At 42.8% G+C, this 24955-nt stretch carries 19 protein-coding genes and 3 pseudogenes; 18 read left to right on the top strand and 4 right to left on the bottom strand.

The window, feature by feature from the left end; genetic code table 11:
• Positions 1–148: 148 nt before the first annotated feature.
• The 5 genes and pseudogenes from LU361_RS15630 to LU361_RS20445 all read left to right on the top strand — a co-directional run.
• Positions 149–5140, top strand: a complete 4992-nt coding sequence (locus tag LU361_RS15630; RefSeq protein WP_233089821.1) for an RHS repeat-associated core domain-containing protein — start codon at positions 149–151, stop codon at positions 5138–5140.
• Positions 5141–5142: 2 nt separating this feature from the next.
• Positions 5143–5577: an SMI1/KNR4 family protein gene (locus LU361_RS15625; RefSeq protein ID WP_233089820.1), complete on the top strand. Its 435-nt coding sequence runs from the start codon at positions 5143–5145 to the stop codon at positions 5575–5577.
• 83 nt (positions 5578–5660) lie between these two features.
• Complete coding sequence (locus LU361_RS15620; protein ID WP_233089819.1) at positions 5661–5819, top strand: hypothetical protein; 159 nt, start codon at positions 5661–5663, stop codon at positions 5817–5819.
• Between the two features lie 67 nt (positions 5820–5886).
• Positions 5887–7095, top strand: a complete 1209-nt coding sequence (locus LU361_RS15615) for an IS256 family transposase (RefSeq protein WP_233089818.1) — start codon at positions 5887–5889, stop codon at positions 7093–7095.
• Between the two features lie 147 nt (positions 7096–7242).
• A pseudogene (locus LU361_RS20445) lies at positions 7243–7463 on the top strand (alpha-amylase family glycosyl hydrolase); the annotation flags it as partial.
• Between the two features lie 242 nt (positions 7464–7705).
• Here the strand turns inward: LU361_RS20445 and LU361_RS15610 are convergent.
• Positions 7706–9325 (bottom strand): GMC family oxidoreductase, encoded by a 1620-nt coding sequence (locus tag LU361_RS15610; protein ID WP_233089817.1) that lies wholly within the window; start codon positions 9323–9325, stop codon positions 7706–7708.
• Between the two features lie 209 nt (positions 9326–9534).
• On the opposite strand from LU361_RS15610, the gene LU361_RS15605 reads away from it, so the two are divergent.
• A complete protein-coding gene (locus LU361_RS15605; protein WP_233089816.1) occupies positions 9535–10443 on the top strand; it encodes a LysR family transcriptional regulator in 909 nt (302 codons plus the stop codon).
• A 175-nt stretch (positions 10444–10618) separates the two neighbouring features.
• Here the strand turns inward: LU361_RS15605 and LU361_RS15600 are convergent, their stop codons facing one another.
• The 3 genes from LU361_RS15600 to LU361_RS15590 all read right to left on the bottom strand — a co-directional run bounded on the left by LU361_RS15600 (position 10619) and on the right by LU361_RS15590 (position 14498).
• Positions 10619–11449, bottom strand: a complete 831-nt coding sequence (locus LU361_RS15600; RefSeq protein WP_233089815.1) for an enoyl-CoA hydratase-related protein — start codon at positions 11447–11449, stop codon at positions 10619–10621.
• Between the two features lie 35 nt (positions 11450–11484).
• On the bottom strand, positions 11485–12711 hold the full coding sequence (locus LU361_RS15595; protein WP_233089814.1) for a CaiB/BaiF CoA transferase family protein: 1227 nt from the start codon (positions 12709–12711) through the stop codon (positions 11485–11487).
• A 287-nt stretch (positions 12712–12998) separates the two neighbouring features.
• Complete coding sequence (locus LU361_RS15590; protein ID WP_250647783.1) at positions 12999–14498, bottom strand: CoA-acylating methylmalonate-semialdehyde dehydrogenase; 1500 nt, start codon at positions 14496–14498, stop codon at positions 12999–13001.
• 99 nt (positions 14499–14597) lie between these two features.
• Here LU361_RS15590 and LU361_RS15585 point away from each other — a divergent pair, with 99 nt between their 5' ends.
• The 12 genes and pseudogenes from LU361_RS15585 (at position 14598) to LU361_RS15530 (ending at position 24714) form a co-directional block, all read left to right on the top strand.
• Complete coding sequence (locus tag LU361_RS15585) at positions 14598–15488, top strand: LysR family transcriptional regulator (RefSeq protein ID WP_233089813.1); 891 nt, start codon at positions 14598–14600, stop codon at positions 15486–15488.
• A gap of 430 nt (positions 15489–15918) precedes the next feature.
• Positions 15919–16686 carry a hypothetical protein gene (locus LU361_RS15580; RefSeq protein ID WP_233089812.1) on the top strand — a complete coding sequence of 256 codons (768 nt, stop codon included), beginning with the start codon at positions 15919–15921 and terminating at the stop codon, positions 16684–16686.
• 632 nt (positions 16687–17318) lie between these two features.
• Positions 17319–18407, top strand: a pseudogene (locus LU361_RS15575) (IS3 family transposase).
• Positions 18408–18523: 116 nt separating this feature from the next.
• On the top strand, positions 18524–18874 hold the full coding sequence (locus LU361_RS15570; protein ID WP_233089811.1) for a hypothetical protein: 351 nt from the start codon (positions 18524–18526) through the stop codon (positions 18872–18874).
• The gene (locus LU361_RS15565; RefSeq protein ID WP_233089810.1) at positions 18858–19187 is read left to right on the top strand and encodes a hypothetical protein; all 330 of its coding nucleotides are present in this window, start codon (positions 18858–18860) and stop codon (positions 19185–19187) included. The genes LU361_RS15570 and LU361_RS15565 overlap by 17 nt, the downstream gene beginning before the upstream one ends.
• 175 nt (positions 19188–19362) lie before the next feature.
• Entirely contained in the window at positions 19363–20955 is a 1593-nt protein-coding gene (locus tag LU361_RS15560; protein WP_233089809.1) for a hypothetical protein, read from the top strand.
• 116 nt (positions 20956–21071) lie between these two features.
• Entirely contained in the window at positions 21072–21380 is a 309-nt protein-coding gene (locus tag LU361_RS15555; RefSeq protein ID WP_233089808.1) for a transposase, read from the top strand.
• Positions 21377–22243 carry an IS3 family transposase gene (locus tag LU361_RS15550; RefSeq protein WP_233089807.1) on the top strand — a complete coding sequence of 289 codons (867 nt, stop codon included), beginning with the start codon at positions 21377–21379 and terminating at the stop codon, positions 22241–22243. The genes LU361_RS15555 and LU361_RS15550 overlap by 4 nt, the downstream gene beginning before the upstream one ends.
• Before the next feature lie 129 nt (positions 22244–22372).
• Positions 22373–22702: pseudogene (locus LU361_RS15545) on the top strand (DUF6896 domain-containing protein); the annotation flags it as partial.
• A gap of 85 nt (positions 22703–22787) precedes the next feature.
• Positions 22788–23213 (top strand): DUF6228 family protein, encoded by a 426-nt coding sequence (locus tag LU361_RS15540; RefSeq protein WP_233089805.1) that lies wholly within the window; start codon positions 22788–22790, stop codon positions 23211–23213.
• Positions 23214–23254: 41 nt separating this feature from the next.
• Positions 23255–23740, top strand: a complete 486-nt coding sequence (locus LU361_RS15535) for a hypothetical protein (protein WP_233089804.1) — start codon at positions 23255–23257, stop codon at positions 23738–23740.
• Between the two features lie 476 nt (positions 23741–24216).
• Positions 24217–24714 carry a hypothetical protein gene (locus LU361_RS15530; RefSeq protein WP_233089803.1) on the top strand — a complete coding sequence of 166 codons (498 nt, stop codon included), beginning with the start codon at positions 24217–24219 and terminating at the stop codon, positions 24712–24714.
• Positions 24715–24955 lie beyond the last annotated feature (241 nt).

The raw sequence follows: 24955 nt of genomic DNA, 5'->3' as shown, positions 1-24955 counted from the left end.
TACAGAAAAATAGTGATTGTGCGTTATAAACTCGTCAACACCAGTTCGTTTGAGTTAGGTAGTTTGAACGGGATTCGGGAAGAGTTAATCAGAGGTTCCTTTTCATCGGTGGTTCGGAGTTAGGCCCGCACAAGAGACTAAGGACAGTATGTTTGACCTGCACGCAAAAGGTAAAGATGGCGAGCGTTACCTGCTCAGACCAGGATTCGGTACTTCCACACCAACCTCTGGCGGACCCAGCGCTGCTGAGGCTATACGTTTACTGCACTCATTTGACCGCGAAACTCAACACATAATCTATCGTCATTTTTTCGGTATTGGTCGTCCGATTGATCCTTTTGTCGAACAAAAAGAATTTCCTCAAGGCAATGGGGTTTCTCGCGAGCCTGCTTCTCCCATTGCAAAACACGATGACATTAATCTCTACACTATTCGCTATCAATTTGATGATGGCATTGGTAAACCTCTATTTTTAGCTTTTATCAGTAAGCGTATTGTTGTTGATCCTGCACCACTGAGTAATTACGAAAATGAAGAACTGAGTGGTGACCTAAAAAATAAAATCGGGCACGCGCTGAATAAAATCCTCATCAAAGAGAAGCAGGAAGCGGCTCGTTTTGATGCTGAATATCAAAAATTAGATCGCCTTGATAAAGCAATTGTCCAGATTGGCGGTTTCTTTATGGGTTCATACAAATTTGCCAAAGGATTGGCTGTGTGGGTTAAAGATGTTGGCGAAGCTGCGATTTATTCTAGTCCGGTTCGATATGCCTATCTTGCAACCAGAAACGCCATCGAGTCGGGTAGGTTATCATCAGAAGAACTTGAAAAAACAAACCAGGAATTTATTACTGGGGCTAAAAAAGAGTTGGTCGACGTTTTAGGTTTTGATCCAACTAAGGTTACTGAGGGGCAACTCGCTACTGCATTTGAGTTTACTGAGCTTATATACAGCGATAATGATATTCGACCTGTTTTTGTAAAGTTTGCCAAAGATTATGTGCGAGCCCAACACAGTACAGAACTTGTGGAGTTTGCCGGTGGCGCTGCTTTTGAAATTATTCTAGCGGTTATTTTAGCGGCCGTTACCGGTGGTGTTGGCGCCGTTGCCGTAACGGCTTCCAAAGCTCGATACGCGAAGATCTTTGCTGAAGTTGGCGAGCTGGTGGTTGAGTACGTCAAAGTTCTTAAACGCCGTAATAAGCTGCTAGAAGAAAACAGTGGCAAATCGAACAAAGCTGGCGTCGAAGATTGGGTCACTGGAGAGCCTGTAGTTGTCACCAACGTTGATCCTGTTAGAGATTCGCATAGTAGGACCAGTAACCAGAATCCGAAAGAGTCGAATACAAAAGACAACAATGGTGGTGGTACAGAAACAGGTAAGAAATGTCCTCCTACCAAAAAAACTTGCACTAACGGTGAACCCATCAGCATGGTCACGGGTGAAGAACTGCTAGAACAGCAGGACTTTATTTTCAAAGGCCCGTTACCATTGGTTTGGAAGCGCACCTATCGCACCACCAACCCACGCAATCGTACGCTGGGCTTCGGCTGGGGCCATCCTGCGTGTGAGAACCTGTTTGTACTCGATGACGATCGGGTTCGTTTCACTACGGCTGAAGGTCGTTACATCATAATTCCTCAGCCGAAACTGGGTGAAACCACCAACAATAAAGCCGAAGGTTTACGACTCACGGCCGCCAACGACGGTTATATTCTTCAGCAAAAAGGCTTGCCTGATAAATATTTCCGCGGTTACGGCGCCCGAAAAAAAATCACCCATTGGGTTGATTCCGTCGGCAATGCTTTAGCGTTTAATTACGACAATGATCTTTTGCGTCGATTAGACAGCATTACCTCAAGCTGGGGCCAAGGCTTAGCGTTTAGCTACAATGGCCAAGGTCTTATTGCTGCCATTGAATTGGTCTCAGAGCACACCGAGCATACTGATTCAGAAAAAAGGGAAACTACACAGCCTGAAACCCGTACTCTGGTTAAATACGGCTACGATGAACACGGCGATTTAATCACTATTACCGACACTAACGGCAACAGCGAAAACTTCGAATACACCAACCACATTTTTACCAAGCGTACCCTAAAAACCGGCTTCAGTTTTTACTTCGAATGGGACAAATTTACCCCAGACGCTAAGTGCACTCGCCAATGGGGCGATAAACACCAATACGATTACCGCTTCGAGTGGGACGATAAAAACAAACGCTCGAAAGCCATCGACAGTAACGGCGGGGTTTTAAATTACCAATACAATAATCGCGGCCAAATCATCCGCGAGACCGATGCCGAAGGCGGCGAAACTCTTAACAACTACGATGACTACGGCCGACTGCTCAGTACGCGTAATCCCAATGGCGAAGTCACTCAATACCGCTACAACGATGACGGCGATTTAATTCAAGTTGCCAACGCGCTGAATCAAACCCAAAACTTTACCTACAACGAACACCAACAACTCAGCCAAATCACCGATGCCTCGGGCAATCAATGGCAACAGGAATACACCGAAGCTGGCCTGTTAAAACGCCAAACCGATCCCGAAGGCAACACCATTGAGTATCAATACAATGCTCAAGGTTTGCCAATTCAAATTACGCGAGCGGGCAGTGATGGCGTTAATGTCAGCCAAATGCTGACCTGGGACGAGCGCGGTCAACTCATTGAAGAAATCAAACCCGATGGCCAATCCACTCAATATCGCTACGACAATTTTGGTAACATCACCGAAGTTTCGACGCCGCTAGGTATCAACCAATACCGCTACGACGGCAATGGCAATGTGACCCTCGCCATAGACCCCACTGGTGGTGTTACCCGATTTACCTATAACGCAAACGACCAACTGGTGCGTTACACCGACGTTGGCGGCCGCACCACCGAATACTTCTACGAAGGTTTGGCTCAAGTCACGAAAAAAGTGTTACCCAACGGCCAAGCCGTCCACTATGAATACGACCAAGAACGCAACCTCACCGGGTTAATCAACGAAAACGGTGAACGCTACACACTGGAATACGACCTCAACGAACGTTTGGTACGAGAAATCGGATTTGATGGGCGCGAACAACGCTACCAATACGACAAGGCTGGTTTCCTGGTTGCCCATATCGACGGCAGCCCAAGTAATTCTCATCAAGCAGAGCAAGTCACCACCCGTTTTACCCGTGATGTACTCGGAAGGCTCAACGAAAAACACAGCCCCGACGGCGACATCAGCACCTTCGCCTACGACAACGCAGGCCGATTAACCCAAGCCAACAATCAGAGCCAAACACTCAGCTTTCATTACGATTCTCTCGGGCGATTAATCGAAGAACAACAAGGCAACCAAACCCTTCGCCACCAATACAACAGCCAAGGTTTGCGCACCCAAACCCAACTGCCATCTGGCGAAGCGCTCAATTACGCCTTTAACGCCATTGGCCAGTTACAAGCCGCGTGCTACACCGACATCACCGGCAATGAACACCTAATCACCGAGCTAAAACATAACCCACTGGGGTTGATCAGTGAACGTCAACAAGGTCAGCTTAAAACCGAATACGACTACGACGCCATGGGCCGTTTATCGGAACATCGCGTACTCAGCCAAAGCCAAAAACACGCCGTCATCCAGCGTAACTACCACTACACCAAATCCGGTAACCTCGAAGGCATCGACGACCTCAACAAAGGCAGTACTCGTTATTTTTATGACGCTATTGATCGCCTCAAAGAAGTCGAAAGCTTTGTAAACGAACAATTCGACTTTGACCCAGCCAATAATCTGATTCAGCAAAGCGCTGAGCCAAATAACACGACAGAAAATACTCAAGAATTTGCAGACAGCAACGTCGTATCACTCGACAAAGCCCGCGAACAAAAACAAGCCCAAGGCAACCGTTTGGCCTTCCAAGGTGACAGACACTTTACCTACGACCAACGCGGTAATTTAATCAAAGAAGCGAGAGGTAAAAACGGCAAGCTCATCACCGAATTCCGTTACAACGCTCAAAACCAACTGGTGGAAGTGGAAAGCTGTGGTAACAAAATCCAATACCAATACGACGCTCTAGGCCGCAGAACCAAAAAGATCAGTGCAGAACAAGAAACCCAATTTCTGTGGAATGACGACGTATTACTCAGTGAAACTCAAAACAACGATCAATCAAAAATCTACGTCTTTGAGCCATACAGCTTTAAACCGCTGGCTCAGATCCAAAACAGCAACATTTACCACTACCACCTTGATCACCTAGGCACCCCGAAAGAACTGACGGCAAATGACGGCAGTATTGTTTGGAGTGCCAGATACAAAACCTACGGTAATCTAGCGCTAAAAGACGTCGATGAAGTAGAAAATAATCTAAGATTTCAAGGCCAATACTTCGACCAAGAAACTGGGTTACACTACAATCGCCATCGGTATTACAATCCCAATACTGGTCAGTTTACCCAACAAGACCCCATTGGGTTATTGGGGGGATTGAATAATTATCAGTATGCGCCGAATCCGGTTGGGTGGATTGATCCGCTGGGGTTGGTGTGTAAAGAGCGGTACGAGCGCTATAAGGCGTTACGTGCGGAAGGGCTTTCCGCTCAAGAGGCAGGAAAGATTTCTCAAATTGACACGTATGCCAAATTAAAGCGTCTGAATGAAGGTGAGTTTTCAGTACTTACTCAAGGGCAAGCCCAAGTTATTGAAAGGGCATATCCAGGAAAGGTAAAAGCAAGCACGAATGTTGCGATCGATAATAGGCCGAATAATTCACCCTATACACCTTCAAATTATCCTAATCCTGACCCGGATATGGACGTTCCACCGGTCAGGTATACGCCTGAATCAATAGTTGAAATCGAACGGATGAGAAAAGGAAAAGGTCCGAGAACGAAAAAAGAGCATGGTACTGCAAATATTGAGGCGCACCACCGACAGCAAAAATCAATAGAGTATAATGACGGTGTTATGGATGAATTGGAAGCTAGAGTGCATCGCTTGGATGGTAATCACACTAGACACAAAGTAGATTCTGAGCTATCTGAGAAGCAACGTTCCAAAGAGATTAGGCAGCATTATAAAGATCGGGGGAGCGAATATAATATTCCTAGTGATGACGAGTGGGATTCATTGTTTGAAGACTGATTATGAATAGAGATGAAATAGAAAAAATCTTACAGCAGATATGTGAAAGTGACTCGGAGTCTTATGATACGCCTAGCGCTCAAGACTGGGCTTCATTGGAAAATAATTTAAAAATTCAGTATTCAGAAGAATATAAGTTATTCATAAGCCTTCTAGGGAAGTATGAAATCCCTCTAATGGTTCTTAATATTATCGATAGTGATAATTCTACGGGTGATGACACTGTTAAGGTAGCTTATGACTATGAGCAGCAAAACAACAGCTTGTGGCCAAGTACACTGATCCCATTCATAGACATAGGTAATGGTGATTACTTCTGTTTTAGTTGTGACGACTTAGCCGTGCATTATTATTACCATGATAAGCAAAAGACCGAAAAATATGCGGATAATTTTAGCGATTGGCTGAAGCAACTACCAGAATTCCTTGATGTTTGATAAATGTCAGGGAGCAAAGGATATAAGTTCAAGTCTTTAATATTGGATACTCTTTTACAGAAATTAATAGGACATCCATAAATTTGATCTTAAAACGACGCCGACAAATCCTCGAAGAAAACGCCGGAAAATCCAACTCAGACAGCCTAGCCGATCATACCACCAACGAAATCGTCGAAGCGAAGAACCCCGCAAAAGCTGATGGTCCTGGCAGTCAAATAGTAATTAATAGGACATTTTAATTAATAGAGACTGTACAACATTCTGTGTAACTACTTATCATTAAACTCTAAACGAGGATAAGTAGTTTTGAACAAAAAAGAGCTGGAAGCCTTTGCCCGTCAAGCCACAAAGCATATTAAAACCGAAGACGATCTCAATGATATCCGTCAGATATTCACCAAGGTAACGGTAGAGGCCGCCTTAAATGCTGAGCTGGAAGATCATTTGGGATACGAGAAAAACACACAGTCAAACAACTCTAACAGTCGCAATGGCTCCACATCCAAAACCCTACGCACTGAAGACGGTTCCTTCGAGCTGAACACACCGCGTGATCGAGAAGGCTCTTTCGATCCCAAACTCGTCAAAAAACATCAAACCCGCTTTACCTCAATGGATGACAAGATTTTAAGCCTATATGCCAAGGGAATGAGTACTCGCGAGATTGTCTCGACGTTTAAAGAAATGTACGGTGCCGATGTCTCTGCCAGTTTAATTTCTAAAGTGACGGATGCGGTTATTGAGCAAGTGATTGAGTGGCAGTCAAGACCACTGGATTCTGTCTATCCCATTGTTTATCTCGACTGTATTGTGGTTAAAATTCGACAAGATAAACAGGTCATTAACAAATCCGTTTATCTTGCATTAGGCGTGACCATGGAGGGGCAAAAGGAATTACTGGGCCTGTGGTTATCGGAAAATGAAGGCGCTAAGTTCTGGTTAAGCGTCCTTACTGAACTTCAAAATCGAGGCGTAAACGATATTTTAATTGCCTGCGTTGACGGTTTAAAAGGGTTTCCTGATGCGATTAGAAGTGCTTATCCAAACACACAAATTCAGCTCTGCATTGTGCACATGGTTCGCAACTCTGTGCGTTATGTACCTTGGAAAGATTATAAAGCGGTGACCGCTGATTTAAAACGTATTTACCAATCAACTACGGAAGAAGAAGCGTTCTTAGCGCTGGAGCAATTTTCTGAAATCTGGGACAGCAAATACCCGCAAATCAGCCGGTCGTGGCGATCTCACTGGGATAATTTAAATACGTTATTTAATTATCCGCCGGAAATCCGCAAAGCGATCTACATCACCAACGCGATTGAATCGCTCAATAGCGTTATTAGAAAAGCCATTAAAAAGCGAAAACTGTTCCCGACCGATGATGCTGCCAGGAAGGTAATTTATCTGGCTATCCGAGATGCTTCGAAGAAATGGACGATGCCGATTAGAAATTGGAAAGCAGCCTTAAATCATTTTATGATTGAATTTGACGGTCGATTGGACGACTATATTTAGGGGGTGGTTACACAGGATTGGTTACAGTCTCAATTAATAGGACATCCATAAAATTGACTTTACTTCAAATCTACCCCATAGTCCCAAACCATGACTAAACCTCGCTCCGAATAAGTCTCCATCAACGATATGCCGTCTTACCACTGCATGGTTCACTGCGCGCGCCGTACTTTTTGTGTGGTGATGATTAAACGGGCGAGAATTTCGATCATCGCAAACAGTGGTTAGTCTCCCGTATTCGTTTTTTATCCTACGTTTACGCTATCGATATTTGTGCTTACGCGGTGATGAGCAATCATTACGGCGTGGTTTTACACGATGATAAAGCGCGTGCTGAAAGCTGGAGTTTGGAGGAGGTAGTCGAGCATTGATTGCGGTTGTACAAAGGCGATAAATTAATTTATAAATGCGAATGTTATCGACAGCTTTGGATGGAAGTATTTATTGAAGCTAAGTAATATCACTCCACTTAATAGCTTACTCCTCAATAATTATAAAAACAGATAACTCAATTTTTTCTCAAAGATTGATTTCTTTTTACTTAAAGATAGGCTGATAGCTTCAAACATCACCGTTTAAAGCTACCAAAAGCATCCTTAAAAAAACCAATTTAATTATCGTTTAAAATCATCTCTGCGGCTTTTTCTGCAATCATGGTAATTGGGGCGTGAGTATTACCAGACACAATGGTTGGCATAATTGATCCGTCGATAACGCGTAATCCTTCAATTCCATGAACCTTAAGACGATCGTCAACAACGGCCATATCGTCTGATCCCATTTTTGCGGTTCCTACGGGGTGGAAAATTGTGGTAGCGATATCACCGGCTGACTTCGCTAATTCTTGGTCGCTGGCGATGTGAGGACCGGGTTTAATTTCTTCGGGACTGAATTGCGCCATGCGTTGTGTGTTCATTAATTTACGCGCGTGGCGAATACTGTCGGCTGCGACTAAGCGGTCGATGTCGGTTGACAAGTAATTTGGTTTGATTGCCGGTGCGTGTTTGTAATGATTGGAAGTAATGTGGCAGGTGCCGGTACTGGTTGGCCGTAAGTTACACACCGATACGGTAATTGCCGGAAACGAATGCAATGGCTCGCCAAATTTTTCTAACGAGAGCGGTTGCACGTGGTATTCAATATTGGCGGTGTTAAATTGTTCTGAGGATTTGGTGAAAATACCTAACTGACTCGGCGCCATTGCCATTGGACCGGAGCGTTTAAATAAGTATTCTGCTGCAATCGACATTTTTCCTAGTAGGGTAGATTGTAATTCGTTTAATGTTTTGGCGCCTTGAACTTTAAAAATGGTACGAATTTGCAGGTGATCTTGAAGGTTTTCGCCAACACCTTTTAATTCATGAAAAACATCAATGCCATTGTTGTTAAGAACATCTGCCGGGCCAATACCCGACAACTGCAAAATTTGCGGTGAACCAATGGCGCCGGCCGATAGCAAAATTTCTTTATGCGCGGTGACGTATCCTTCTTGGCCATTAACCACCAGTTCCAAACCGGTGGCTTTTTTACCATTAAAGCGAAGTTTTTTTGCTTGTGCGCCAGTAATAATGCGCAAGTTTGAGCGTTTTTTAGCGGTATTTAAAAATGCTTTACGGGAGTTCCAACGCACGCCATTTTTTTGATTTACCGGAAAATAACCCGAGCCTTCATTATCACCATTGTTAAAATCGTCTATTTTAGGAATGGCAATTTCTTCGGCGGCGTCACGCACGGCGTCTAAAATTGGCCAGTTTAAGCGCTGCTGTTGAACGTATAACTCACCTTGAGTGTTATGGTATTCATTATTACTGCCGTAATGACGCTCAGATTTTTTAAAGTAGGGCAGAACGTCATTCCAGCTCCAGCCTTTGTTTCCAAGCGCGGCCCAATGATTGTAATCTTGCGCTTGTCCACGCATGTAAATCATTCCGTTAATGGATGAACAGCCGCCAAGTACTTTCCCGCGCGGATAGTTCAGTGCTCGCCCGTTAAGACCTTTTTCTGGCTCGGTTTTAAAACACCAATCGGTCTTTGGGTCGCCCATGCAATAAAGATATCCCACCGGTACGTGGACCCAGAATTTGTTGTCGCTGCCGCCGGCTTCAAGAAGCAAAACGTTGTTATTGGGGTTTTCACTTAAACGGTTGGCCAACACGCTGCCCGCAGAGCCTGCGCCAACAATGACATAGTCGTACGATCCAAAATTTTCCAATGGCTTATTCTTATTCATGTAACGTCGCCTCTCAATTAATAGGTCTTGCGTCGTCTAAAATACGACGGTTTGCAACGGTTACAGCGCAACAGAGAGAGGCTGTGTCGCCAGTAACCATTGAAACCGATAAGTTATCGACTCGGCTAAAAGTTCTGACTGCTATATTGCTGATTGTTTGCGCGTAAAAAAATGATTTTTTTTGCTTCTAGCTGTGTTATTTTGCACATATGAGCAATGAAAAACTAAATTGGAACGACTTAAGGTATTTTCTAGAAGTTGCCCGTAAAGGCCGGCTGCTGGGGGCTTCTAAGGCACTGGGAGTCAATCACACAACGGTATCTCGGCGCATTAATGCGCTTGAAAGAGCGTTGCAGGTTAAGTTGTTAGAACAGGATGAACATGGCTTTCATCTGACTCCCATTGGCGAGAGCATCTTACCCATTGCGCAACAAATTGAAGATGCCACCGAACTCACCAAAGAACGGGTGAACTTATCCGGCCAAAGCTTATCGGGAACGCTGCGGGTGGGTGCTCCGGATGGTTTCGGTAATTCTTTTCTTGCACCGCAAATATCCGAATTTACCCATCAAAATCCCGATATTAAAATTCAGTTAGTACCGGTGCCGTTAACCCATAATTTACTCAAACGCGAAGTGGATCTTGCTATTACCTTAGAACCCACTGAACGCAAAGATTTATTGTGCCGAAAAATTACCGATTATCAGTTATTTCTATACACTTCAAAACGCTACGTCGAACAAAACGATATTGATCTAACTGATATCGAGGCCATAAAAACCCATCCGTTTGCGAGTTATATCTCTGATATTCTGTATTCAGAGAAGCTGGATTTTAATGGAGAAATCGGTCGTGATCTCAACAACCCGTTTCAGGGTGCGACGGTTATGTCACAATTGGAGTTTGTCGCCGAAGGCGGGGGATTTGGTGTGCTTCCGCATTTTATGGCGGAGGGCGATGACCGTTTTATTCGGGTATTGCCGCAGCAGTACGCGTTTACGAGATCGTATTGGTTGTTGATCCCCATTGAATTAAATCGGTTGTCCAGCGTTAGAGCGCTAACAGATGCTATTTTTTCAATTGTGAGAAAAAATAAATTACATTTTTGCCCAGAATAAAAAACAATACGTTTTAAGGTGACTGTTTTTAACAGTAGGTTTTTAACAGTAAGTTTCTTAAAGAAGAGTTTCTTAAAGCAAAGTTCTTAAAGCGGGTTCTTTAAAAAAATGTATAAATATAAATTAGGTAGGCATTAACCTACCTAATTTTTGTTTCATCAAAATATTCAAAACATTAACGATTACGAAATACCGGCGCACGCTTTTTCACAAACGCATTCATTCCTTCTTTTTGGCCTTCCGTTGCAAACGACGCCTGAAAATACAAGCGCTCTTGACGTAAACCTTCTCCTAATGTTGTTTCTAGCGCGGCATTTACCGCAGCTTTTGCCATTTTAACGGCAGGTGCGTTGTAGCCGGCAATGGTGTGTGCGGCTTCCAAAGCCACTTGTAATAATTCTTCTTTAGGAACTACGCGGGCCACTAAACCGGCGTCTTTTGCTTCTTGTGCAGAAATATTACGCCCCGTAAGACACAAATCCATAGCCAAGGCTTTGCCCACAGATCGCGTTAAACGCTGTGTGCCGCCAATACCCGGAAGAATCCCCAATTTAATTTCAGGCTGGCCAAACTGAGCGTCTTCGGCAGCGATAATAAAATCGCACATCATCGCAAGCTCGCAGCCACCACCAAGAGCATAACCACCAACAGCGGCGATAACCGGTTTAGAGATCTTCGACATGCCATCCCATTCGCCCAGAAAATCATCCATATAAAATTCCGTGAAATTTTTCTCGGCCATTTCTTCAATGTCAGCACCAGCGGCAAATGCGCGTAAACTCCCGGTAATTACAATGGCGCCAATTTGCGGATCACGATCAAACGCGCGCAGCGCGTCCATGGTTTCTACAGACAGCTGGCGATTTAACGCATTCAGGTTTTTAGGGCGATTTAAAGTAATAAGGCCGACTTTTTCTCGAACTTCAACAATAATAGTTTCTGGTGTTTGAGGTTTGGCGGATTCTTTTTGTTGCGCGCTGGCGGCTTTAGTCTGTGTTTTAGTCATTATTTTAATTCCTAGAAAATAGAAGAGGGGCAGCGTTACGATTCACTTTCTGCATCAGTACCGGAAAAACTGTAAGCGTTGTGACGGCTCATCAGTTCGGCAATGATGGCTTCGGTGTGCTGACCCAGTCCTGGTGCACTGATTGGCGTATTGGGGTCTAGGTCGACGACTCCGGTCATCTTGATTGGGTTGCCTGCGGTTTTAAAGGGCTTTTCTGACTGCCCTTGTACCTGAACAATCATATCTCGTGAGGCAAGTTGCGGGTGATCCAGAACTTTATCGATGGTATTAATCGGCGCGCAGGGCACACCTTCTTCGTTCAAAGCATCGATCCAATATTGAATCGGTTGCTTCTGCAACAACGCTTCCATCTCGCGAACCATATCGGGCCGGTTTTGACAGCGTAAATCGTTCGTCAAAAATCGTGGGTCCATGGCCAAACCAGGATTGCCAAGGACCTCTGCAACCAACATAAAGAGCGTGTCATTACCTGCTGCAATCACAATTTTGCCGTCCTTGGCTTGGAAGCTTTCAAATGGTGCTAGGGAAGGGTGACAATCGCCGGTGCGAGTGGGCACTTTATTTTCGACATCGTAGCGAGCCAGTGCGGTTTCCATCAGGGCCGCTTGGCAGTCCAACATGCCAATATCAACGCGTGTACCTTGGGCGTCTTTGGTGCGACTGTACAGCGCCGAGATAATACCGATAACCGCAAAAAGCGCGGCTCCTAAATCGCCAAAACTGGTGCCGACGCGCGCTGGTTCAGCGTTGGGATAGCCAGTTAAGCTCATGATTCCACCCATAGCTTGAACCACCATATCGTAGCCGGGCAGTTCTGAGTAAGGGCCTGAATGACCAAAACCTGAGATAGAGCTGTAAATTAAATGTGGGTGTGTTTGCGCCAGCCGTTCGGGGCCGTAACCTAAACGTTCCATTACACCTGGGCGGAAGTTTTCGACAAGCACATCCGCTTCGTCTAACAGTCGCTCTAGCATCTCGCGATCGCGAGGCGATTTAATGTCTAAAACGATACTTTCTTTGTTGCGATTGAAACAACTGAAATAAACGGATTCTTTTTCTACAAAAGGACCGAACTCTCGGGTGTCATCACCGGTGCCGATCTTCTCAACTTTAATGACTCTGGCGCCCAGATCTGCCAAGACCATGGTGCAGTATGGACCGGCGAGAACCCGAGAGAAGTCGAGTACCGTAACACCGTGTAAAGGGCCTTTTTTGAGTTCATCTACTGTGGACGTAGCCATAATGTCGCGTTCTCCAATACTCAAAAGCAAAGCTATCAACCCGTAAGGCTGCTAAGTTTTTATTGTTATGCGTTGTTTTTTGCGTAGGTCTGATCCCGTCTGTGAAGACATAGTAGAATGTGTCTGTCACAGTTTAAATGCGTATTTGTGTGGTTGGCTGTGCATTTTTGCAGAGAAACAGAGAGGCTTGTGCACTACAAACCTCTCGAAGCGGTCCGTAAAATCAGAGGGGAAGATAGTTTTACAGACCACAATAACACGCTAATAAACGGATCAATTAACCTGAGTTAACCCAAGGTTGGCATCGTAAACTCTGGATTGGTTCTTTGGCCGGTTGGCCAGCGCATGGTTGTTGTTTTGATTCTTGTGTAAAAACGCACACCTTCCATACCGTGCATGTGGTGCTCGCCAAAGATAGACGCTTTCCAACCACCAAAACTGTGAAAAGCCATTGGCACAGGTATAGGCACATTCACACCAATCATGCCGACCTCAACATCTTGCGCGAAGTTGCGCGCGGTATCGCCATCGCGTGTGAAGATTGCAGTGCCGTTGGCGTATTGATGGCTGTGCACTAAGTCGAGTGCTTCCTGGTAAGAGTTTTTGCGAACAATGGAAAGCACCGGACCAAAAATCTCGTCTTGCCAAACCGTCATATCTTCAGTGACGTTATCCAACAATGTGCCGCCAACAAAATAGCCGTTCTCAAACCCTTCTTGATCTTGTTTAAAGGTTCGACCATCGACAACCACATTGGCACCTTCGGCTTCGCCTTGATCAATGTAACCTTTTACTTTTGCCAAATGCTGCTCAGTAACCAACGGACCCATTTCAGAGGCTTTGTCGGTAGTAGGCCCCACTTTTAAGGCTTGAATTTTAGGAACCAGTATTTTGATCAGGGCATCGGCAACCGCGTCGGTTACGGGAACCGCAACCGAAATCGCCATGCAGCGTTCTCCGGCAGAACCGAAAGCCGCACCCATCAGCGCATTGGCCGTCATTTCAAGGTCAGCATCGGGCATGATGATGGCGTGGTTTTTTGCACCACCGAGTGCCTGTACACGTTTGCCATTTGCCGTTGCTGTTTGATGAATGTACTTCGCAATGGGTGTAGATCCCACAAAGCTGACCGCTTTTACATCGGGGTGGTGCAATAGGGCATCTACCGCTTCTTTATCGCCATTTACCACATTGAAAACGCCGTCTGGCAAACCCGATTCCGTTAACCATTGAGCCAAAAGTAATGCCGCAGAAGGCACGCGCTCGGACGGTTTGAGTACAAACGTATTGCCAGTGACCAAAGCGACAGGAAACATCCACATCGGCACCATTGCCGGGAAGTTAAACGGCGTAATACCGCAACAGACACCGAGTGATTGGCGAATGTTATAGCTGTCTACCGAACTGCCGACGTTCTCTGAAAATTCGCCTTTCATGAACGACGGCGCACTGACCGCAAACTCAACCACTTCAAGACCACGGGTGACTTCACCGAGTGCGTCATCGTGGGTTTTACCGTGCTCCGACGCCAATACACTGGCAAGCTCGTCTCCGCGTTCCCACAGAATACTTTTAAACTTATCGAGAATACGTGCACGGCGCAGCGGCGGTGTTTTTGACCATTCAGGCCAAGCAGCTTTAGCCGCGGCAACGGCCGTGTTGACTTCGTCAACGGTAGAGAGAACAACCTCTTTTTCTGCGACGCCTCGGGCGGGGTTAAATACCGACTGAGTGCGGGCCGATGTACTGTTAACAATGCCGCCATTGATGTAGTTGTTGATCGTCATAATCTGTCTCCGTGTTGGTTAGAGGCAGGATACGAACTTGATTTAGTCATTTATATACATAATATTTGATACCTGTTATTCATAAACGAGGATCAAACCGTGAATTGGGACGATGTTAAGTACTTTCTGGCAGTCGCCCGAGCGGGCCAGATGCTTGGCGCAGCAAATCGCTTAGGGACCAGTCAAGCCAAATTAGGGCGGCGAATCACCTCGCTTGAAGAAGCACTGAACTACAAATTATTTGAGCGCAGTACCACCGGCTGCAAGCTCACCCCAGAAGGCTACGCATTGCTCGGTCGCGCTGAAAAAATAGAAACCGAGTTTATGCAAATTCAGACATCGCAATTAACGGGCGATGATGCTCTGGCAGGAACCGTTCGCATTGGCACACCCGACGGTTTTGGTATTTCTTTTTTATCGTCACGCATTCATCGTTTGTCTGAACGATACCCAAAATTAAAAATTCAGCTTGTACCTGTTCCGCAACGCTTTTCTTTATCGCAGCGAGAAGCGGATATTGCGATTATGGTAGGGCGACCAGTAAAGGGAAGGTTACGAATACGTAAATTAACCGACTACTCATTGGGTTTATACGCATCAAAAGAATACTTAGCATTGCATGGATTACCCACAAAACTGCAAGACCTTAAAAACCATACATTAATTGGCTATGTAGAAGATTTATTGTTTTCTCAACAGCTAAATTATAACGAAGAATATTTAAATGATTGGAACTCGAAAATAGAAGTTTCCAGTGCAATAGCACAACAAGAAATGGTTCGCTCTAACGCAGGCATTGGCGTATTGCATGATTTTGCCGTTTATAACGACGACAATTTAATTGCGCTTTTTCCAGAAAAAAAACTACAGCGAAGCTATTGGACAGTAAGACATGAAAGCATGAAAAGCATGAAAAAAATATCCGTAGTTGCGGATTTTTTAGATGAAATCGTACAGGCAGAAAAGCAGATTTTTGAACCGATCGAGTAGGGGTGCGATAACTCTGTTAATTTTTCCGTGTAAAATAAAAGTTAATAGTTCATCTATAAGCCGCATTAGATTCTAATGAATGGGCATCGAATACATTCGACAAAAACCTGTTTAAAAATTCTCAAAAATCCCTCCGAAAAGACCAACCTAAAAAACCAAGCTCAATACAGTTATTTGGGTAATTTTTTAGAAAACCCAGCAATGCAGTAAGAATCATAACGTTAACTGATTGCGCTATTTGGGGGAAATACGTCGGGATGACGTAAAATAAAAATGATTTATGCGCCAAATTGGTTGAGACGTTGACCTTATGCGGTATTCAGGATAGCGTTGGAAAAAATTCACTCGAAATATAGGTTGCTGTGACGGTATATTTGGGGAAAGCGTCGTTGGGGCGTGTATCAAGATGTTAGGCGAATAAGAAGAGAAAATGAGTTTATTAGAGGATTTAAAGAGAACTAGATCACAATATAAAGGCGAGCTTAAGCTTATATTGGAGTTTGTGAATACTACTGAGCAGTCATTGACCAAAAAACAAAAAAGGAAACCAAAGGTTCAACTGAAGGAGAATGACAAAGATGATCTAAAGAAATTAGCCGAGTTTTTGGATGAGTCTATATCATCAGAGTCAAAAAGGAAGAAAAGTTTATCCTTAAAATCTGAAGCTGTAGGCGAACTTATCAATAATTTCGTCGTGCCGATGAAGCACAAAAGCTTCTTGACGGAGATGACTCTCTCATATTTGATTGCTTATCAAGAAGCCATGCTAAAGGACTATCTTTTTAATATATTAACTAATAGAAAATTCTCGCTAAAAAGCAAGAATAAAATTTCTTACGATGAGGTATTAAGTTTTACTTCAATGAAATCACTCATAGTGAATTTGGCTCAAAAGGAAGTGGATCAACTAGGTTATGGAAGTATTGATGATGTTGATAAATATTTCTTTGAAAAATTTAATATAAAACTATCTGATTTTGAAAGTTGGGAAAATATTGTAGAGGCCAGCTATAGAAGAAACCTAGTCATTCACAATAAAGGTAGAACGAATGATCTTTACTGCAAGAGAACAGGTTTCCAGAAAAGAAATGTCAGAACTGGAGTCGACATTGACTATGTTTCTCAAGTTTCAGAAAACCTGATTGAATTCAATGAATACTGTTTTAAATCATTCAAAGCTAAATTTAAGCTCGCCTAACAAGGCCAGCCCAGAGGGACCAAAAACCGCCGTTTCACTCTGATTTTTCGGCCCCTTCTAGCGGCGTTATGTTTCTGGGCATCGAAGAAGGAGAAAATTTTGACGAAAGAAATTACGGTAGGAGTTTTAGCATCATTAATCACAGCAGCAATAATGTGGTCATTCTCAGGAATCAGAGATGTTGGTAATTCTCTTGTTCCATCAGGTGCTGTCTCTGCCTTCAACTTAACTGGCTGTCCTGGTGGATGGGCAGATTTCACCGATGCAAACGGAAGGTATATTTGCTGCTGTTGGTCAATCCGATCCTTCAGCACGAACACTAAATCTGGGTACTGGAGGTACAAATAAATATTCGCTTACCGAGAGCAATTTGCCCAATATAAACTTTGAGCTTCCAATTGTGCATAGTACTTATACTAGCGGTGAGCTATTACCTAAAAAACCTTCTTCGCGTGGAAGTCTTGTTAACTCTAGTGCCGAAACCAAAAGCGTAGGTGAAAGTAAGCCTTTCGAAATATACCCGGCGTATATCGCTCTTAAGTTCTGTGTCAAAACATAACAAGTCAAACCAGCATCGCCATGATCTTCCTCCGCTTTAACGGACACCCAAGTCAAACAAGACGAGGTGTCCAATGCCCAAATACACTCAACCAAGAAAAACTTGGCAATACTCAACTGAATTTAAAGTTAAAGCGGTTCAACTTAGTTTGATTCAAGGTGTTCAAGTTCAGGAAGTGGCTACTGCACTTGATACCCATCCGTTTATGCTGTCACGATGGCGTAAAGAATATCGTGAAGGAAAGATCGTGGCAGATAAACGCAAGAAATTAACAGAGTCCAATCGTATGCAAGCGAAAGAACTTTCAAAAGTTAAAAGGCTTGAGGAAGAGAACAAGAAACTTAAATAGGAGATTGACTTGCTAAAAAAGTGGCAACGGTTTCTTGCGGAGGAACATCAGCAAGATATCGATTCATCAAGAGATTCAGACAAGAACTAGACATCAAACGTACTTGTGAATGGTTGGGTGTGTCTCGTAGCGGTTACTATGATGGGTGTAATAGGAAACCCTCGAATCGACACAAGTCAGATGAGCTACTTAAGCAGCACATCAAAAAGATTTCAGATAAAAATGGGGTTGATTGCCCGAGTGACACGGGTGACATATAGAGCGCTTGGCATGAAGCGCTTTTTATCCTCAGGTGAGAATCTTCGCCCAGAGGGAGCGGTTCCTGGAGAAAAGAATAAGGTATGGGTAGCGGACATAACGTACTTGAAGATGAAAAATCGATGGCACTACTTATCAGTCATTATGGATCTGTATTCACGTCGTGTTGTGGGTTGGAGTCTTGATGCGAAGAGAACAACTGTAATTACGCGAAGAACCTTAAGAAATGCTCTATGTAAACGACGGCCGCCCAAAAGGCTGATTTTACATACAGACCGTGACGTTGAATATCGAGGTTCGGAATATCAAAAAAAACTCCGAACGCATGGAATTGAACACAGTCTTAGTAGACCAGGAAAGTGTACTGATAATGCACACATGGAATCATTTTTTCATTCGATGAAAGCAGAACTTATTCGTAATATGACATTTTCTACGGCAGAAGATTTGAAGTATGGCTTGGCCCGATACATCAATGATTACTACAATAGAAAACGGCTGCATTCGGGAATAGGTTACTGTTCACCGATAGAATATGAGCGAATAACCGCATGAAAAAGAGCGTGTCCATTTTAACGGGGCAAGATCACGCGCCAAAGGCGCGCGCCGCTGATGCTAAGCGTTATGCGATATCTAGAATTTTTAGTAATTTGTAAGTAAAGGCAATTGATATGAGTTACATACGAAGTGCTAAGCAAGTGATTGATCAAGCAATCCTAGAAAACAAAATTCCTGAGTACATGTTATACATATTCTCAGTATTTTTGTTTTTTTCAGGTGGATATATATATTTCTCAGATGAGAATGCTTTATTGGCTACTGTTTTAGAGGTAACAGTCATTCCAGCAATTGCCATGACAAAGAAATTTAGAGAGAGGAATATGGCCCTTCGTTTAATGGAAATACCTCTTTCCAATGCTCAGACAGCAGAAGAAGCCGCACGTGCTCTAAAAGAGGTATATATGACAATGTACAACAGTCAAACAAATATTTTTGGAGGGAAAAATGAGCAGCAATCCTAAGATAGTATTGGAAGATTTAATTTCAGGACTACAGGAGGGGAAATATACTTTAGAGGAAAGTAATCGCTCACTTGAACAAAGCTCTTCGATTAGAGTTTGTTTCTATGCTCTAAAATATTTCACTAATGAAGATATTGCCACCTCAATTATTAGCGATTTTATAGAAGGTAAATCGTTTTTAAAAATAATTGAAGGGAACCAAAATCGGCTTAGCACTTTAGTATTGGCAATAACAACGCTCATAACATTGTCCACTTTAGTCATTACGCTAATTTATGAATTTATTCAAAAAGCTCATGAAAAAGATGATTGATTTACTGAATTTTCAAAGTAAATCATTTCTATGACTCGCATAACAATCAGGTCAAATCGGACATGATTTGTTTCGTTCAACTTGGTGCCAGCCTTCGGCCATTTTCGCACCCAGTTTCACTCCCGCAATCATGCCGTTTACCTAGGCGTTATGCCCTACGGAGTTCAACAAACACATGTACAGAAATATTAAACATGACAGATTAAACCTTTATTGTAGGTATCTAGATATCGGTTTGATCAATGATAACTCACTAAAGGTTTGCAATGGACGGTTTGGTAATTTTTTAAAGAAATACATCAGCGTAAGCAGATTCCCATACGGTTTAAGGGTTTTAGATCTTATAAAAGAAAATGCGCTAAAGCCAAATACAATCCTAAAGTTCCCAAAAGAGTATTTTATAAACTGGGAAAACTTTCCCAAATTTAAAGCAAGATTTTCCAATGAAAATATGTGCAGTGATGTAGGGCGCTATAGCATCTGCATTTTCCCAAGTCAGGAAGATAAGCTAGAAGATTTTTTACATCTTTATGATACAGAATACAAATCAAGTTTTATTGACAAATACAAAATAGATGAATGGCAGCCTATTGAGAAAAACAAACATTCTAATGGGGCATCTTTCTATTCATCTGAATGCTATTTTCAATACTGGAAAATATACCCTATTTTAGAGACCTTAGATAATTGTAAAAATATTGAAAAGTGGGTTTCATCCGAAGATGGAAAGAATATTTTCATCAAAGAAATGAAAAGAAGGGATAAATACTGGACTTCAAGATTTGAAGAAACATTTAATAGATTATCACTATATGTAACACTAATAACTTTCTACAATATGTCGAGCACACATAAGTCATGGAGTTATGGTGAAATTTCAAAATTTATTTTATCGATATCTAACTGTACAAAAGAAAATCTTCACGAGGATTTGATAAAGCTTGTAGAAAAATACATCGACTGGAAAAAAAGATACGAAGAAGACAACTCTAAGCTATATCAATCAGCATTAAGACTGCTAAAGCGAGATATATATTATTTGTATGAAATCATTGCAGGTCTATGCGAATGCGAATCTGAGATTATAGAAGATTACCCACAAATAAAAACGGTCATTGACTTTGAGGAGCATGATTTTAAAAACACATTTATAACTCTTTTCTCACATTATGCAACCGAGCTAAATAGTTTTGAATCCACACTATCTGCAGAAATAATATACAATAAACTAGAATCTCTTGACGGATTTTACCCTTGGATTAGAGCTTTTCATGACATGCATGAAGATATCGAAAGTAGTGATAATTTAGTAGAGTTTAGACAACCTAGAATCTTGGATAATCTCCTTGTACTAACAATAAGAACAGAGATCATAATTAGAATGATTTTTCAAAGGTTCTCATTACAAGAACCTCCCTACGCATTAAGAGATGTTATAAAGACATTTGCTGATCTAAACGTCTCTTCGAAAAAAGCCAATATTTTACTTTCTATAGCAGATAAAGAAAAATGGCGATTAACCGAGTTAAACAATAAGCCAGAGAATATTTTTGGTAAAATAAATGCCAGCCAGACTGGAAAGAACTGGAGTAAAGAACAAAAACACTATTTCAGTAGTATTCTCAAGCTTGTGACATCAAGAAACTACTTTGCTCATCACAATTATAAAGATGACAATCTTAATATACACACAGACGATATCTGTCTTGATGTTCTCAAAAGTTCTCTACACTCAATAGCGTTTTTCATAAATTTCGACTTGGCATAACAAGTAAATCCAAGTGACGCCTACGGCGCACCTGATTTAGGCGTTATGGCTCCGACTGCCCCATAATTAGTAGTCACCTTCTATAGTTATATTTAACTGAAAGTGGAGGTGCTCAAATGGCACGTAAAAAATATCAATCTTACACAGAAGAATTTCGTCGAGAGGCGGTAAAGCGGTCGGAAAAACCGGGGGCTACTCAAGCGCAAGTTGCCAAAGAGTTGGGTGTAAGTGCCCAACAAATCGCTAATTGGAAACGTCAATTTACCCGCCTTTCTGATAAACAATTTAACTCTGTTGATGGCGTCGATTACTCAAAAAAAGAAAGCGAAGAACTGCGACGTTTGCGTAGAGAAAATAAACGACTGCAAGAGGAGATGGATTTTTTAAAAAAGGCTGCGGCGTACTTTGCCAAAAACCAAGAGTGAAGTACGCAATCGTTCAAGAGTATGAGGGTGAGTATTCTCTATCATTGATGTGTCGAACCTTATCTGTGAGTCGAGGTGGTTATGGTCGCTGGCGAGATCGTTTACCCAGTCCACGCAGCCAACGCCGTGAGCAGATGACGCGGCAAGTCAAAGAAACCTATAAAGCCTTTAAAGCGCGCTACGGATCGCGTCGTATAACGGATGAACTAAAAGCGCTCGGATACGGTTGTTCGACGAATTACATCGCAGACATCATGCAGGGTGCAGGTTTAAAGGCACGTAATGGTAGAGGGTTCAACTACCGCCATCACAGCCGTACAGTGGTGAATGTATCCGAGAACTTACTGTGGCGTAAGTTTAAAGCTGACGTCCCAAACCAGAAGTGGACATCGGATATCACCTATATTTGGGTTGATAATCAGTGGTTATACCTAGCGACGGTGATGGATCTTTATAGTCGTCGAATTGTGGGTTGGGCGTTGGATAATACTATGACAGAGGCGCTGACGAAAAGGGCGCTAGAGGATGCTTTGAAGCAGCGTAAGTGTGAGCCAGGTTTAATCGTTCACTCGGATAGAGGCACTCAATATCGCGCTCAGAAATATATCGATTTCGCCGAAAAAAACGGGTTAAAGTTGAGTATGAGTCGCAAGGGAAACTGTTGGGATAATGCGCCGATGGAGTCGTTCTTTAGTCGGTTAAAAGTCGAGTTGATCTACGCGAAAGATTATCGTTGTGTTCAAGAGGCGAAAGCTGATATTTTTGAATACATCGAAATATTTTATAACCGAAAAAGAAGACACTCAGCGAATGGTTACTTAAGTCCAGTAGCGTTCGAGGAACAAACGGTATTAGCTGCTTAGATAACTGTCTACTTTTTGTGGGGCACACCAGAGATAAAGCATGGATAGAGAGTTGTGGGAGATCATCAACAAGTTTAATGAAGCCCAAAAAGCTGCGGTTGATATCCTTTTGAATCGAAGTTTAACTGTCCTCGCCCAAAGTCGGCAATGGACTTTACCACACGTTGCAAGCAGAAGATCCGTGATAAGGCTTATCAAAGCGGGGGCTATAAAATTCGTCCGCATGGCATCGGAATGGAAATTAATATTGATGGAGTTAAGATAGATTTTGACTTCGGTCATAATGGAGAGGTTAATGGCTTTGACGCTTGGCGCCTTTTTAATTTCGTCAGTCAAAACAACATCAAATCGACGTTAAACACCGAACAAAAAATAAAATTTGCCGTTGAACAAGCAGTATCTAATGGCTCAATCTATAAAGTAGACGGTATGGGCAGTAACTACTATGTCAGCTCATAACAAGCGCAGGTACACAGGCAAATCCCTTCGGAAACCGCTGGTGCGGTTTTCCAACTTATATTGCGAGTGTTAGCAGCCACCAAAGATGAAGATCAGTAGCGATAACGAAATATCGGTTGAGTTCCACTCACCAGAAATGAATTCTGAGGGCTGGCTTGAGTATTACTCACTATCTCTAGCGGGTAGGGCCATGAACTCGACTATTCGTGTTTGTAATTCACCATGTGGTGAAAGCCCATTGGATTTCTTCTCTATGCTAGCCGCCAACTGGCAAGGTTGGGAAGGCGAGAAAGAGTGGGTAGCCCTAGAGGGTGAATATAAAATGTCGGCTGAGTCTGACAGCACCGGGCACATCACTCTCACAATAAAGGTGTGGTCTGGTAACTGGGAGCCATTTTGGAGCTCCGAAGTGGCAATGATAATCGAGGCAGGGCAGCTGGAAGCAATAGCGCATGAATCTAAGCGGTTCCTGTTCCCCACTGCTAACAATCAAAGGCAAAGTGATGCGTAAACACGCTTGCTTTGGGCGTGAGCACCAAAAAAGGAGATCGAATGACCATTACTGAAGAGATGGAATTTACGTATAAGCAAAAGTGGGCGGTTATATTGATTCTAATTATTATTGGTTACGGTTTGTTCGCTTTTGCATTAAATGAGGCGTTAAATTATTCGGGTACAATTGAATCAAGAAGGTCAAGCTTATCGGGAACTCCTGGGCTTGTTTTTATTTGGACCTTAGCAATGATAATGTTTCTCACTGGATCGCTAGGAGTCGTTGGTATAATTTCTAGGTTTGTAATCGAACCCAAAATTACTGTGCATGGTAATTTCGTTTCTGCCCCCGGGCCCATATGGTCTCCTGCGCATCGAGAACATGATTTGAGCACAGTGGTCTCGATTGAGGTCGTTTCACTGAGTAAAAACCAGTTATTTGAAATTAGGATGTCGGATTCTCGATTAACTGTAGCTAGTTCAAATTTTGAATCGGCCGATCATTTTAATCAATTTGTTGAAGTAGTGGCAGCGGCGAGATGCTAACAAGGCAATCTATCCAAGCTGCTGGCTGCGTAGCAGCGCCCGCCGGTAATTGTGGTGTTAGATCCTATTCAGATAATAAGGAACCATAGCGGGTTAAATAATCGAAGAACTGTATTTTGAAAAACTGCCTATTGATTTATTTAGGCATGGAAGTACAACTAACCCTCAAATGCACAAACCAAGAACCATGCCTCCCAGAGAGGTTGGGCTAAAAATATATAATTATCCTTTGCGGCATTTAATAAATACATGAAGTATTTGGAGTCGCAATTATCTACTGGAAATCTCGACGAAGAAGATTCTAATTTCTAGATTCGAAGATGAAGTGAAAAAATAAAATCTAACAAATCGCTCAAACACAAGGTAACAGCACTGCTTTTGCCTTGGACTCACCACTGCGTGGCTGACGTTTAGCGGGGGTTAGCAATTCAATTGGTTTGAAATTTATAGATAGACCAAAATGGTGAAGCATTAAAATGAAATACCTTCTGATTTTTTCTCTATTCCTCTCGGCATCCTTGTTAGCTGAAACCAGCCCAGAAAATGCAGTGCAACAACTATGGCAGTCTCTTTCTAGTGATCCTCAACAAAAGCCGAATATTACTAAGTTAAAAGAATTACTACATCCTAACGCTGTAATATATGGAGCAAGTACAAAGAACGATTCACCCGAACTAAAAATTTGGTCAGCAAACGATTTTGTTCAAATGTTGGATAAAAAGTCTGAAACAGGTTTTTATGAATGTGAAGTAGCAAGAAAGATGCAGATTTACGATAGGTTTGCTCATGTCTATAGCGTAGTGGAAAGTCGCTACCGACGAGATCAAATTGATCCTGACTTTGTTGGTGTAAATAGTATCCAACTGTATTTAGCGGGTGACAAATGGCAAATATTGTCAATCTACTATCAGGTTGAAAACCCTAATATACCCGTTCCTCTTTTGCACGGTAAAACGGGTGTTTGTCTTAGCTAAATTGCTAACAAGTCACTTATGATATGAACACAAAACGCACGGCTTGCGCTCATTCTCCTCTAAGTATAGCCACGCATATGTGCTCCCCATATTGAGGCGTTAAAACTCACTATGAATCGATACACTTTACTTATTTTACTTTCAGGATTTCTTTTCTCAGAAGTAGCTTTATCTTGCAAAAATGAGCAAGGAGAATACTCAACGTTATCAGTTGATTCGTCGAAATACGTGACTAAACCAG

Source organism: Sessilibacter corallicola, assembly GCF_021290925.1.
GTDB lineage: Bacteria > Pseudomonadota > Gammaproteobacteria > Pseudomonadales > Cellvibrionaceae > Sessilibacter > Sessilibacter corallicola.
This window is presented reverse-complemented; position numbering and strand designations above follow the sequence as displayed.

Excerpts from the sequence above, each read along its gene's own strand:
- LU361_RS15630 (WP_233089821.1), top strand. The coding sequence starts at position 149 with ATGTTTGACCTGCACGCAAAAGGTAAAGATGGCGAGCGTTACCTGCTC.
- LU361_RS15625 (WP_233089820.1), top strand. The coding sequence starts at position 5,143 with ATGAATAGAGATGAAATAGAAAAAATCTTACAGCAGATATGTGAAAGT.
- LU361_RS15610 (WP_233089817.1), bottom strand. The coding sequence starts at position 9,325 with ATGAATAAGAATAAGCCATTGGAAAATTTTGGATCGTACGACTATGTC.
- LU361_RS15605 (WP_233089816.1), top strand. The coding sequence starts at position 9,535 with ATGAGCAATGAAAAACTAAATTGGAACGACTTAAGGTATTTTCTAGAA.
- LU361_RS15600 (WP_233089815.1), bottom strand. The coding sequence starts at position 11,449 with ATGACTAAAACACAGACTAAAGCCGCCAGCGCGCAACAAAAAGAATCC.
- LU361_RS15595 (WP_233089814.1), bottom strand. The coding sequence starts at position 12,711 with ATGGCTACGTCCACAGTAGATGAACTCAAAAAAGGCCCTTTACACGGT.
- LU361_RS15590 (WP_250647783.1), bottom strand. The coding sequence starts at position 14,498 with ATGACGATCAACAACTACATCAATGGCGGCATTGTTAACAGTACATCG.
- LU361_RS15580 (WP_233089812.1), top strand. The coding sequence starts at position 15,919 with ATGAGTTTATTAGAGGATTTAAAGAGAACTAGATCACAATATAAAGGC.
- LU361_RS15570 (WP_233089811.1), top strand. The coding sequence starts at position 18,524 with ATGAGTTACATACGAAGTGCTAAGCAAGTGATTGATCAAGCAATCCTA.
- LU361_RS15565 (WP_233089810.1), top strand. The coding sequence starts at position 18,858 with ATGAGCAGCAATCCTAAGATAGTATTGGAAGATTTAATTTCAGGACTA.
- LU361_RS15560 (WP_233089809.1), top strand. The coding sequence starts at position 19,363 with ATGTACAGAAATATTAAACATGACAGATTAAACCTTTATTGTAGGTAT.
- LU361_RS15555 (WP_233089808.1), top strand. The coding sequence starts at position 21,072 with ATGGCACGTAAAAAATATCAATCTTACACAGAAGAATTTCGTCGAGAG.
- LU361_RS15540 (WP_233089805.1), top strand. The coding sequence starts at position 22,788 with ATGAAGATCAGTAGCGATAACGAAATATCGGTTGAGTTCCACTCACCA.
- LU361_RS15535 (WP_233089804.1), top strand. The coding sequence starts at position 23,255 with ATGACCATTACTGAAGAGATGGAATTTACGTATAAGCAAAAGTGGGCG.
- LU361_RS15530 (WP_233089803.1), top strand. The coding sequence starts at position 24,217 with ATGAAATACCTTCTGATTTTTTCTCTATTCCTCTCGGCATCCTTGTTA.